The following is a 12,388-nucleotide window of genomic DNA, read 5'->3' on the forward strand; positions in this document are numbered from 1 at the left end:
ATTGCCCGTTATTCGCCGACATACGGGGAAGCAGCGAAGATTCTGGGTCTACATCATTTGTGGACTTTTCTTCAATGCAATCGCGCATTTCATAAACGCGTTTGATAACTGGACTGTAGGGCTGAACGTGATGGATGTTCGCGCGGCGGATCTGTTCTATGTTACGGGCTATCTTTTTCTTGTCATTTCGTTGTTCTCGATAGGGTTTCATTTTGGCAAAAGGATCCGCTATCTAGCGGACGCGATCACCATCATGACGACGCTGTTTCTGCTCAGCTGGACGTATGTGATTAAGCCAATCTACGCGCAATCCGAGATGAGTAGCGCACTTGTATTAATCGTTAACTTGACGTACCCCCTAATGGACATTCTCATGTTATTCGCCATTATTATGTGGAAATATAAAGGGGAGATCCAAGTAAGCCGGTCGGCTCAATTTTGGCTTATCATGGGTTCCTTAAGCTGTATCGCAGGCGATACGTACTTTCTAATTGTTAGCGATATTTACGGCTACGAGGTTAATTCCTTAATTGGACCGCTTTGGAGCTTGGCCTCTTTCGCCGCGCTGCTCGCCGGACGTTCCGCTTTAGTAACCCGACGTGAGGACAAGATCGTCCGTTTGAATCCCGACAAACGGATTAGTTACGTGCTGCCGTACTTCGGATTAATGATCCTGACCATCAATCCGCTTTTTCGTTCCAGCGACTTGATCTATAAGCTCGGCTTGGTGGTGGTTGTCGGAGCGCTCGTGATGCGTCAAATCTTGCTCGTGGCGGAGCGGGAGAAGCTGCTCATGCAAGTGAATGGCACACTCGAGCAGACGGAATATATGGCCCGTCATGACACGTTGACCCCGCTCCTGAACCGCAGGGCTTTCTCGGAGGAGCTTCACGGTACGATACGCCGTGCCCAAGAGCAGAATCAAAAGGCCGCTTTGTATTATTTTGACCTCGACGGATTCAAGCCGGTTAATGACCAATACGGTCACCAAGTAGGCGATCTTCTGCTTAGTCACATTGCTGCACGGCTCTCGCCGCTCATCGAGGCGGAAGGGACATGTGCCAGGTTAGGCGGAGACGAATTCGGCGTTATCCTCTATCCGGCGGTCTCTGAGCAGCATGTCCGCGAAGTCGCGGATTTCCTGTGCGAAGAACTGGCATCGCCATTTTGGCTAGATGATAAAGAAATTCGCGTCACATCCAGCATCGGTATAGCCATCCTCGATCAGACCCAAGAAGTGACGGCTGCCGAATGGGTTCGTTCTGCGGATAATGCGATGTATATATCGAAACGCAATGGCGGCAATCAAGCGACGATTGTGGCAATGAATTATGATAACTGCGACGAAATAGCGATGAAGAACGAATAAGCGCAGCCCCGGATTGGGCATGCGCTTATTTTGTCTGCTTAACCAAGCTTGTGTAAGGCACCGCTGTTCGGAAATGATGACAGATCATGTATGAATTAACGCAAAGATTTTGTTGAACGAATCCGATTGATTCTTGTCTAAGCGTGCGTGAACTCTTGTCCATTTCGACGGAACTCATTAGGGGTGACCCCATATTCCTTCTTAAATGCCCGGTAAAAGGAACGCAGGCTGTTGAAGCCGCAATCGAAAGCGATATCGGTGACTTGATGGGACGTGGATTGCAGCATCGCTTGGGCGAGTGCGGCCCGGCGGCCGTTTACGTAATCGCGAAATGAGATGTGAAGCTGCTCGGAGAATATACGTGAGACCATAAACTTGCTGATACCCAGCTCTTTGGACAGTGCGTCAAGCGATATAGGTTCCAGAAAGTGCGTGTCCAGATAAACCAGTAGCTTCTGTACCATTGCCAAATCTTTATTGATTTCCCTGCGCTTAAGAGATAACAGCGGGAATAGGTTGCCCATCACCACAGAGGTATAAGCCTTGATCAGTCGGTTGTCTCCACGGGCCTCATACAAGTCATGTAAAGTGTGAAGAAGTTGTGTGAGGTGAGGGGGGGCCTGGCTCTGGGGGACAACCGGATGGTCCGGCACATGGGTAACAAGATCGTCAGCATAATCTCCGATAAAAACGGGGTCAAACAAGGCCAATAAAATCCGGCTATGCTTGTCTGTTCGGTATCCGTGAGGTTGGTTTGGGAAAACAATAGCCACGTCCCCCTCCGACAGGACATATTCCTGTTGGTTAGTGGTGATCCGAATTTGCCCGGAGATAACCATGGCCAGCTCCACATTCTTGTGCAGATGAAGGGGATATGTGTTATCGGTTGAGAGAAAGGAATGAAATGGCTGATTTCGGTGTTGGTAACGGATTGACATAACAGAGTCCCCCTGTCCGCCCGAGTTAGTTTACATGGTAGTTGATAATGACTTCCAACAATCTGCCTGTACATATTCTTTTGGGTAATAAACCATCATGCAATAATTGGCACAAAAAACAATCTTTATTGGCAGGTACAAAAGCTGCAGATGCTATAACATATCAGATGAAAGCAGCTAGAGCAGTTGTGCAACCATCGTATAGCTACTCAAAATTTGTCTTGCAAACGCATTCAGACAACAGATTACCTCATTTCTATGCCGCCAACCAACATGTAATCGAAGGGAGGAAGTATAGCAGGACTGTGCTAGATGACAACGGGTTAGCTGCTCTAGTCAAGCAGGATCCTGATATACGAAGCAACAGATGAAACGTATGAGTCCCCGTATGAAAAGAGCAATCACCGTCATTTCCTGTCTTTCGATAGCGCTTTCACCTAGTTTGATTTTACCCGGTGTTACGGCCACAATACAAGCGGAGGAAGTCCAATCGAAGGATGCGCAAGTGCTGGCTTTCCCCGGCGCAGAAGGAGGCGGGGCTTACACGAGCGGCGGCCGGGGCGGTGATGTGTACATCGTAAGCAACCTAATGGACTATGGTTCAGGTGAAAATCCCATTGAAGGCTCTCTCCGTTATGGGGTCGAATCAACCCCTAAAGAAGGACGTACCATCGTGTTCCACGTGTCGGGCACCATTGAGTTGAAGAACTCCCTAAGACTGAGCAACATCAAGAATCTGACCATTGCCGGACAAACTGCACCGGGTAGCGGCATTACCCTAGCCGGCTGGGACACCAATATCAGCAACTCCGAGAATATCATCATCCGCTATATGTCTTTCCGACCAGGTGCCACAAATGTCTTCAACGGCAGTGATTCCATGGACGCTCTGTGGGGAAGGGATAACAAGCAGTTTATTATCGACCACGCTTCCTTCAGTTGGAATACGGACGAGACCCTCTCAACCTACCGGGGCGAGAATGGCACCATTCAATGGTCCATCATCTCGGAGAGCTTAACCTTGTCGGGGCATTCCAAGGGCCGACATGGCTATGGCGGGATTGCAGGAGGGGACAAAACCACCTTCCACCATAATCTCTATGCGAGTCATACCTCACGTAACCCGAGACTTGGCGGCGGTTATGCCGGTAAAGCGGATGCAGAACATGTTGCAGTCGTGCAATTTTCGAATAACGTCATCTACAACTGGGGCTTTAACACCATTTATGGCGGCGGCTTCAACTTTACGAACTTCATGAACAACATCGAAATCGCTGGACCGGGAACGCGGGACAATGTAACCGACAGGGTCATCGACGCAGGGGAGGCCGGTAAGCTCGGTGGCTTCTATATTAACGGGAACCGGATCAACAATACGCTAACAGGCTGGTTAGACGGCTCCTCCAGACTAGTTAAGAATTCAGGCGATATAGAGGGGCCGAACCAAACCTTATATAAAACGGAGCCTTACCTCTCTGCAGATAGCACAGGAAAGAATCATGGCGTGACCAATCAAGGATTCGATGAGTATGTGCGCAACGGGGTGAAGGCTGCTGACGAAAATCTGCTGACAGATATCCTTACGCGGGTCGGAGCAACCTATCCACGACGGGATGCCATCGATGCCAGGATCGTTGCGGAAGTGAAACAAGGCTTAGGTCGGTACATCAACACGGAGAATGAGGTTGGGGGATATGTATCGGACTTTGGGATGATCGAGGAGCAGCGCCCTTCTGATTTCGATACAAACCTGAACGGCATAGCCGACAATTGGGAGAAGGAGCAAGGTATCTGGGAGGATCCTGACGCCTACAAAACCATTACGAATAACGGCTACTCCTGGCTTGAGCTATATATGAACGGACTGGTGGATATGGAGCATATCGCCGAAAATCCCGAGGCTAAGCTTGCTTCTCCTGCGAACAATGCTCAGTATGACCTAGGCAAAGAAGTATCGGTGGAGATCAAGGCTTCCTCCAAGTATGGGCACAAAATCAGTAAGGTAGAGGTCTACAATGGTTCGCAATATTTGGGTGATGCCAAGCTTCGCGGCGGCAAATATGTGTATACCATTCAAGGGCTACAAGACGCTTCCCACTTTATCTCTGCAAGGGTTATTGATGCGGAGGGCAACGCTACCCAAACCACTGCTGCGCAGATCCATATTAACTCTGAGCGTAAACTGTCCGTTGAAACAGGCTGGAAATCAGCGGATATCGGCAGTCCGGATGTCAAAGGCTCCGCGAGTCTGATAGACGGTGTGATTACGGTCAAAGGCAGCGGCAAGCTTGGGGAACGTGAAGGCGCCGTGGAAAATTCAAAAGAGGCGGACGCAACCAAGGACGACTTCCAATTTGTCTATCAGGAGATGTCCGGGGATCTGGAGTTTACCGTGCGGCTGGATGAAATCGGCTCCGTCGATAACCACGCCTTCACAGGTCTGATGGTTCGCGATGATCTGACGGATCGTAGCGCTGCAGCGGCACTGGGGCTCTCCTGGGTGAAAATATCAAAATCTTACCCCTGGTCCGCATATCTGGCAGGAAGGGATACCAAGGGCGGCAGCATCAACGAAATGACGGAAACGCTGGATAGTGTAGCCAATGCATCCAAGGCGGGTATACAACTGGTGGCGGACATTCCGTTTAAGCTGAACGGAGTAGAGCAGGGGTATTGGCTTAAGCTGGGCCGTAAAGGAGACACCTTTTATGCCTATGGTTCCTTGGACGGCCAGTCGTGGAGCCCGATCGGCGAGAGGACCATCCCTATGAAGAAGAAGATATATGTTGGCTTCGCCGTCGATAGCAATGATGTTGCCAACGACCTCGACCAGTTGAACTATGCCAAGTTCTCCAATATCAGCTTGAAGAATGGATTTGAACCGATGCAGTAAAAAGGCTAATGTCAAAGAACAATCCGCCAAAAACGGCTGCTAGAACTGCAGCCGTTTTTAATTTGTAGTTCCATACAATCCCGGACCCTGGAATGCACGGGCTATTAAGCGACTTGAATTAATAGCAGCTGAAATTTTGTGCAGAGCTACTATTTTGAAAAGGTATTGGAAGAAAAGCCATCGAAGATAGTATTGATCATTATCAAGTATCTTTATAACAAGCCTCGAACTAGCATGCTAGGAGGAGTAAACGAAATATGACCGATAAGAAGAACCATTTGGTGAATTCAGATGATGAGCTAGATAGGAGTATCATTGAACAATTTAAACAAGGTGTTAGCGGTAACGACCCGGAAGCTGTAGAGCGATTACTGCAACTGCATCCGTTGCTGGCTGTAAAAATCGACGAACCTTGGTTTGCTTTTGATACGCCTGCGATTGTAAGTGCCGCAAATAGGGGAGACCGTAAGATGGTTGACGTATTGCTGGAGTATGGGGCGAATATCAATGCCAAGAGCAGCTGGTGGGCGGGAGGCTTCGGCGTTCTGCACCATGATCATTACGACTTATCCCGTTATCTTATCGAAAGGGGAGCCAATGTGGATCCGCATGCTGCGGCTGCACTGGGAATGCTGGATGCTCTTCGGGAAATGGTGGAAGAGGAGCCGGACATCGTCAATCTGCGTGGGCCGGATGGGCAGGTTCCTTTGCATTATGCCGGTTCACCGGAGATCATCGATTTCCTGCTGAATCACGGTGCTGATATTGATAGGCGAGATTTAGACCACAACGGTACTCCTGCTCAATATGCTGTGAACAACCTGGAGCGGTGCAGGCATCTCATGCAACGTGGCGCGCAAACGGATATTTTTATGGCTTGTAAGCTAGGGGACATCGAGCTTATCCGCCGTATGTTGAAGGAAGATCCGAACTCCTTACAGGCACAGGTTGGGAAAGGGGACTTCACCGCTCCAGGAGGTCATATTTATGAATACAAGATCGGCCGAGCTATGAGACCACTCTTTTTCGCGGAGCGGCTAGGTCATGAAGAAATCACAGAACTTATGTTGTCCTATAGTTCAGTTGAGCAGAGATTGCTGATTGCCTGTATGCGGGCAGATCGAAGTACCGTCGGTAGCCTATTAAAGGAATATCCGGGCATTGTCCAATCTCTTCAGCCGGAAGAGCAGAGCGTCATTGCGGATGCGGCATGGAATAATCAAACGGATGCCGTTCAACTCATGCTCGAAGTTGGTTTTCATGTCGATGCTCGCCGAAGTGAACGTGCTGCGACCGCCCTTCATCATGCGGCGGGACAAGGTAATGATAAGATCGTACAGCTGCTCATAGACCATGGTGCCTCTGTGGATGTCTTAAATGAATTCGGGGGAACTCCATTGAACAGTTGTATATGGGGATCGCTTCATATTCTAAATCCTGACGGGAATTATGCCGAGGTTGCGGAAAGCCTCGTCCAAGCAGGGGCTAAACTTCCATATCAAGCAGCAGGCAGCGAGCATGTGAAACAGGTTCTTTTTTCTCTTAAATTAAGAATGGGATGACTGAATACTAAAAAGTAGGTGCACTAAAGAACCTTCCCTTATGTTGTTGGAAGGTTTTTCATTTGGATGATAAATATACTAGCTAGGCTAAGTCGACAAAGCTTTCTTTCTTCACTAGGAGGGCATAAATCCAGTGAAGGAGCTTATTAACACAAGCAATCAGGGCAACGCGGTATGGTTTTCCGACGTTGGCGAAAGATTGCGACGCGCTGAAGCTGTTCGAACGCAAGTTGAAGTTCCGAGAGCTTCCGCTGCCTTCGCTGACACTCGCGACGATGGGGATTTCAGTATCCATCGTGACGGCGCTGCTGCTTCCAGGTAAGATATACGCCTACATTACGACGGCAGCGGGCAGTATGCAGATGTATAACTGGGGCTTTATTATTGTCTCCGCGCTCAAGGTACTCCAACTGAAGGCGAAGGATAAGATGTTCTCGACCATTGGACTCGCGCTGCTGCTAGCGGCGGTCATTGGCGTCGTGTTGGAATCGAACATCTGGTGGGGATTCTTTATCAGCCTCGCCTTATCCGGCATCATCGCGATTGTCACGCTGGTCATGCAGAAGAAAATTTGGAACAAAGAGCACGCGAAGAAGCAGGCCTAGGAGTGACATGACCCCCAAAAGTTAAACACATTCGTTAAGCTACTCGTAAGGTATGAGTCCGGTATTGTATCGGACTCATGCCTTTTAATTTTGTCTTAATCCGTTTGTTATTGTAGTAGTCGATATAAGCTGCAAGTTCTTGCTTAAAGTGATCCACATTTTGAAATTCTTTGTTATAAAGAAACTCCGACTTCACCAGGCGTTCGACACGATCATTCGCGAAGTGATAATCGAATTGAAATCCAAGAAGGGGACCTTAAATGAGGTTCTCTTTTTTGTTGAAGAGTGCTATCGTAATCGTTTAAGCTCCAATGAACTAAGAGACCTGTATATTCCAAATTCTAGAAGGGTAAAATATCTTCAAACCATGCTTGAAAGAAGGTATTTCAATGCCAGAGCAACAAAAAGAAGCCCTCGATGATTTAGTAAACAGGATTTATTCACTAAAAAATGACTGGTCAGAATACTGGAAGAGCTACTCGAATTTTGATACATGGCAGTTTTGGGCTGTTCTGCTCATATTTTTGATCCCGTTGTTGGTGTTGGTATTTTGTTTGGATAGAAAGAAAGCATTCAGAGTTGGATTTTATGGTTTTGCAGTCCATGTCATCGCCATTTATTCGGATATGTATGCCACAACAAACAAAATGTGGGAATATCCTTATAAATTTATTCCCTTTCTGCCTTTAAGTATTGGATTGGACGCTTCACTTATTCCGGTTGCCTATATGCTAACGTATCAGTGGACTTTAAAACATAGGAAGAACTACTATTTTTACTTTCTAGTGTTGTCAATTGGTTTTGCCTTTTTATTTAAGCCACTGCTTTCTTATATTGGGCTTTTTCGGTTGTACCAATCTAATTACCTGCAACTTTTTATGTTTTATTTAGTTGGAGCATTACTCAGTAAATGGGTCACGGATCTGTTTGAGCGGGCTCAATCTAGAGCTTAATAGGCTGTATGCAAACCATTACAAGGTGTGACAAGCAGATTAATTGTCAAAGATCGTCGTTGTGTCGCTTAAATGAGCGGCCTTTTCTATTTCAAGGGCAGGAAATTGGGAATTATGTCGAACCTACATGGACTAATATAGCATTGGGGGAGATAGGCAATGAGCCATGCAATTGTGTGGGCGGTAATCTTATGTATAGCGATAACTGTTTTTGCCGGTTACGGATGGTTTATGATTAATTAAGTATCGGGACTTCACAGAACAATCCGCCGCTATTGAAGAAATAGCAGATACTAGTTTCATTGAGTTAACGGGAGACTTTAGTTCAACGACCCAGGAGCAGTTTGCCACCGCGGCAGCTGCTTCTTTTCATTGAACTCCCATGAAAATTAAATCCGCGAAAATCCCGAAAATAAACAAACTAGACCCAGCTGAATGTTTCAAAAAAAAGGCTGAGCCTGAAATGAATTGAAAAACTAAGATACCAGAGTACTTATAAGGCTGAAGTAAAATGAGGGCTGGTGCAGCAACCAGAGTAGGATTAATCTCCCATGAGTGCTTCCCGAAAGGGAGCGACAATCTGTGATGCACCGTGGTCGTTGGAGTCAGACTAAAGGATGGGCTCTAAGGCACCATAGTTCATCGACCTTCCTCTCCCAGCCGTATTAGTAGTATGGCCTGATCCGCTAATCCATTTTCATCATCTGTGGTGCGGCGCCTGCGCTACATGTTTGGCTAAAGGGAGATTAACGCAGGCATAAATAACTTGTTGAATCCAAGATAGCAATCGAAAAGAAACTCTTAATCATAAATTGTAATAATATTAAGCTGACTGTGCCTGCCTCTAACGAATAGAGGTTGTAGTCGTTCGAAATCGATTGTTATTACGATCAAATAAATAGGAAGTGGTCAGAATGGCGAAACTTTCAGGTTCACAACAAGTAGAAGAATACCTTCAGAAACTTGAACATCCATTAAAAAATGAGATTGAGGAAGTTCGTAGAATCATCTTAAGTATTGATAAGGAGCTATCTGAACATGTGAAATGGAATGCACCAAGTTTCTGTTTTCATAATGACGATAGAGTAACATTTAACCTTCATGGTAACGGTTTTTTTAGACTTGTGCTTCACCGAGGAGCCAAAGCAAAGGAAAGCGTAAACTTAAAGCCTCATTTCGAAGATGTGCAAGGGCTTATGGAATGGGCAGCAAATGACAGGGCCAGCATAAAATTTTCCGATATAAGAGATGTCGAAGCAAAAAGTGAACTGCTAAAAGAAGTGGTCAGAAGATGGGTAGATGTAACGTAGAAAACAAATTAATCTGCAAGCGAATTTGAAATTTTAGCAGAAGGACTCGGCTAACGGGGGAAATTAACTGAATTAGACCCTGTGCAGCTGGTCATGTGATCGGCTGCTTTTTTCATTGAAGTAACGGGCAGCATACTTCAATTAATTTTGGGTAATATAACCAAAACATGTTGGAGGGTCATCAAGTGAGATACATTCAATCTTTAACACTTGTGCTTTTTTTGTCCGCTTCATGCACTCAAGCGTATGCAGAAGAAAAAAGCAATACATGCGTAGCTGCTCATCGAAAACTTCTGAAAGAATTATTAGTAAAAGTAGAACAAACATTAGGGACACCAATATCTGCCCATGATAAAAGAGGCTTTTCTATTGAAGAGAAGCTAGACCCAAATGAATGCATTGTGGTTGTGAGCGGAAAAATACACTATGAGGAAAATATTGACACCATACAAGTAACATTTAAGAAAACAAATGAATCTTGGATTATCTTAAGTATTAATTACCCGGAACGAGATGCTGCAGCAAAAAAACTCTCTATGACAAATCTACCTTCTTTAACAACTGAAGTAGAGGCTACTCCTCCGAAGATCGTACCTGGGAGCGCATACTTACCCGGTGCCCCTGAAAGCATTGTTCAAACCAATCCCGATCGAACTCCTAAGATGTATCTGGATAACATCATTTCATTGAAACATCTGAGCTTTGATAAAGATATCCCTCCAGACTTGAAACGAGTAGTGACTAAATATCTTACTGCACTTGAGGAGGACGACTTTGAAACGGCTGAATCGATTCGATATTCCTTAATTGAGGATCGTTCTCGCTGGACATGGGATATTAGAAACAACATCGTTGAATTTACTCAGGTCTCCATCGATCAGGAGCACAGTAAACTTAAATGGAACGATTTTGTGGAAGTTGAAGAAGCCAGTCCAATAATAATACTCAGAATTAAACACCTTGATAGAGAAAGTCAGACAGAGACAATACGGCGCTACCTATTTGCTGAGAAAGATAAAAGCTGGAAGCTGGCGCGTATAGACTAAAAAATTGAATTTGTAGCCTGTTGGCGCTAAGTTAATGGGAAACTTTAGTTGAATCACACAGCGGCGGCCGGCCACTCAATCGGCCGCCGTTTATCGTTAAAGTTCACAATGAACCTTCGGTAAACAACTTTATTTTCGGTCACCAGAATGAGAGAGGGCTCCTGTTCGCAGGAGTCTTCTTTTTTGTTCCTGCTCCCGGAATTTACAGATCCTTTAGAGCAGCTTAACCGCTCTATGACATAGATTATATATAGTTGGATAGTTTCATAGACGAAGAGCTGAGGGAGGTTGTCGAGTATGGATCTTGAAAAGGACGGCAAGAAACTAAGCAGGTTGGAATTCTTGCAAATCGGTGGGGCGGGCGCGCTCGCGCTTACGCTCGCTACAACGGGTTTTCCGACGGAAGTTCTTGGAAATGGCAAGGAAGGTCAGATCAGCTCAGCGAAACCAAACGATAAACTGCAGTTCAACCGCGATGGGAAGTTTAAGATTGTGCAGTTCAACGATACGCAGGATGACGAACATATCGACCGGCGGACCGTGGAGCTTATGGAAAAGGTGCTGGATGCGGAGAAGCCCGATTTTGTCGTCTTGAACGGGGACAACATTACCGGCGGATGTGCCTCGGCAACCGAAATGAAGCAAGCGATGAACAACATTATCGAGCCAATGGAGAAAAGGGGCGTCAAGTGGGCGGTCACTTTCGGCAACCATGACGAAGATTCTACGCCGGAAGGCGGTCTTAACGAGGAAGATATGCTGAAGCACTACATGTCGTTCCCGTATAATTTGAATCAAGCCGGCGAGAGGGGAATTACGGGTACAGGTAATTCGAGTCTGCTCATCCGCTCTTCTAATAACCAGAAGGCCGCGTTTAATATTTGGCTGCTCGACAGCGGCAGATATGCCCCGAGTACGATTGCAGGTCAGGATTTTACTGGTTATCCCACCTGGGATTGGTTGCGATTCGACCAGGTAAGCTGGTATTATGAGACGTCGAGGAAGCTGGAGCAGCAGTGGGGCCACAAAGTACCTTCGCTCATGTTCATCCATATTCCGCTGTGGGAGCACCGTTATATGTGGTTCGATAGCGTGGACGGAAGAACGGCCGAGGATCACGATCGTGCGGTCGCGAAGCATCAAATCGTAGGGGAACGGAACGAGGAGGAGTGTCCGGGGCCGTTCAACAGCGGCTTGTTCTCCGCGTTATTAGCCAGGGGAGACGTCAAAGGCGTCTTCTGCGGGCATGATCATGTGAACACGTATCATGGAAACTACTTTGGCGTATTGCTTGGCTATTCAGGAAGCACCGGATTCGGAGCATACGGCCTCTCTGGTGAGGAGAGAAACCGGCTGCGCGGGGCCCGCGTCTTTAACCTGGATGAGAATACTTCCGATGTACTGGTGGGGACGCATATGGTCTTCGCATCAGATTACGGCATCGATCTGACCGCGAATGATCAAAGCACCGAGCCGGCGCCATTGCAGGATCGCCAATCGGACAAGGGCAATAACGGCAAGGGCAAGGGACACAAATAACATAGCTTACATCAAAATAGTCAGCAACGTCGAAAGAGCTTTAAACTGGTACCCATACAATGGACACTTTTTAACGTGTCCATTGTATGGGTGCTGTCGGGTGACAAGAACATATATGCTTAAAGTCGCGTAGTTGCGGCTTTTTTTATTTTAACGATATAAGTTCTTGTCAA

9 protein-coding genes and 1 pseudogene are annotated in these 12,388 nt (G+C 46.7%); 8 read left to right on the forward strand and 2 right to left on the reverse strand.

Annotated features, from left to right (window positions below):
- Positions 1 to 130 precede the first annotated feature (130 nt).
- The gene (locus tag FHS18_RS26895) at positions 131 to 1,369 is read left to right on the forward strand and encodes a GGDEF domain-containing protein (protein WP_246427939.1); all 1,239 of its coding nucleotides are present in this window, start codon (positions 131 to 133) and stop codon (positions 1,367 to 1,369) included.
- A gap of 137 nt (positions 1,370 to 1,506) precedes the next feature.
- Here the strand turns inward: FHS18_RS26895 and FHS18_RS26900 are convergent, their stop codons facing one another.
- Positions 1,507 to 2,307 carry an AraC family transcriptional regulator gene (locus FHS18_RS26900; protein WP_183603473.1) on the reverse strand — a complete coding sequence of 267 codons (801 nt, stop codon included), beginning with the start codon at positions 2,305 to 2,307 and terminating at the stop codon, positions 1,507 to 1,509.
- 388 nt (positions 2,308 to 2,695) lie between these two features.
- Between FHS18_RS26900 and FHS18_RS26905 the strand changes: the two genes are divergently transcribed.
- From FHS18_RS26905 to FHS18_RS26915, 3 genes are all read left to right on the forward strand, one after another.
- Positions 2,696 to 5,200 carry a pectate lyase family protein gene (locus FHS18_RS26905; RefSeq protein WP_183603474.1) on the forward strand — a complete coding sequence of 835 codons (2,505 nt, stop codon included), beginning with the start codon at positions 2,696 to 2,698 and terminating at the stop codon, positions 5,198 to 5,200.
- Positions 5,201 to 5,457: 257 nt separating this feature from the next.
- Positions 5,458 to 6,762 (forward strand): ankyrin repeat domain-containing protein, encoded by a 1,305-nt coding sequence (locus FHS18_RS26910; protein ID WP_183603475.1) that lies wholly within the window; start codon positions 5,458 to 5,460, stop codon positions 6,760 to 6,762.
- A 188-nt stretch (positions 6,763 to 6,950) separates the two neighbouring features.
- A complete protein-coding gene (locus tag FHS18_RS26915) occupies positions 6,951 to 7,367 on the forward strand; it encodes a hypothetical protein (RefSeq protein WP_183603508.1) in 417 nt (138 codons plus the stop codon).
- A 34-nt stretch (positions 7,368 to 7,401) separates the two neighbouring features.
- On the opposite strand, the pseudogene FHS18_RS26920 reads toward FHS18_RS26915, so the two are convergent.
- Positions 7,402 to 7,566: pseudogene (locus FHS18_RS26920) on the reverse strand (IS3 family transposase); the annotation flags it as partial.
- Between the two features lie 190 nt (positions 7,567 to 7,756).
- On the opposite strand from FHS18_RS26920, the gene FHS18_RS26925 reads away from it, so the two are divergent.
- The 4 genes from FHS18_RS26925 to FHS18_RS26940 all read left to right on the forward strand — a co-directional run bounded on the left by FHS18_RS26925 (position 7,757) and on the right by FHS18_RS26940 (position 12,215).
- Complete coding sequence (locus tag FHS18_RS26925) at positions 7,757 to 8,320, forward strand: CBO0543 family protein (RefSeq protein ID WP_183603476.1); 564 nt, start codon at positions 7,757 to 7,759, stop codon at positions 8,318 to 8,320.
- Positions 8,321 to 9,234: 914 nt separating this feature from the next.
- Positions 9,235 to 9,630, forward strand: coding sequence for a DUF1801 domain-containing protein (locus FHS18_RS26930; RefSeq protein ID WP_183603477.1), 396 nt, complete (start codon positions 9,235 to 9,237; stop codon positions 9,628 to 9,630).
- A 185-nt stretch (positions 9,631 to 9,815) separates the two neighbouring features.
- On the forward strand, positions 9,816 to 10,676 hold the full coding sequence (locus FHS18_RS26935; protein ID WP_183603478.1) for a hypothetical protein: 861 nt from the start codon (positions 9,816 to 9,818) through the stop codon (positions 10,674 to 10,676).
- Between the two features lie 297 nt (positions 10,677 to 10,973).
- On the forward strand, positions 10,974 to 12,215 hold the full coding sequence (locus FHS18_RS26940; RefSeq protein ID WP_183603479.1) for a metallophosphoesterase family protein: 1,242 nt from the start codon (positions 10,974 to 10,976) through the stop codon (positions 12,213 to 12,215).
- Positions 12,216 to 12,388: the final 173 nt, after the last annotated feature.

Source organism: Paenibacillus phyllosphaerae (genome assembly GCF_014192105.1).
GTDB classification, from domain to species: domain Bacteria; phylum Bacillota; class Bacilli; order Paenibacillales; family Paenibacillaceae; genus Paenibacillus_Z; species Paenibacillus_Z phyllosphaerae.

Excerpts from the sequence above, each read along its gene's own strand:
- FHS18_RS26925 (WP_183603476.1), top strand. The coding sequence starts at position 7,757 with ATGCCAGAGCAACAAAAAGAAGCCCTCGATGATTTAGTAAACAGGATT.
- FHS18_RS26910 (WP_183603475.1), top strand. The coding sequence starts at position 5,458 with ATGACCGATAAGAAGAACCATTTGGTGAATTCAGATGATGAGCTAGAT.
- FHS18_RS26900 (WP_183603473.1), bottom strand. The coding sequence starts at position 2,307 with ATGTCAATCCGTTACCAACACCGAAATCAGCCATTTCATTCCTTTCTC.
- FHS18_RS26930 (WP_183603477.1), top strand. The coding sequence starts at position 9,235 with ATGGCGAAACTTTCAGGTTCACAACAAGTAGAAGAATACCTTCAGAAA.
- FHS18_RS26905 (WP_183603474.1), top strand. The coding sequence starts at position 2,696 with ATGAAAAGAGCAATCACCGTCATTTCCTGTCTTTCGATAGCGCTTTCA.
- FHS18_RS26895 (WP_246427939.1), top strand. The coding sequence starts at position 131 with ATGGATGTTCGCGCGGCGGATCTGTTCTATGTTACGGGCTATCTTTTT.
- FHS18_RS26940 (WP_183603479.1), top strand. The coding sequence starts at position 10,974 with ATGGATCTTGAAAAGGACGGCAAGAAACTAAGCAGGTTGGAATTCTTG.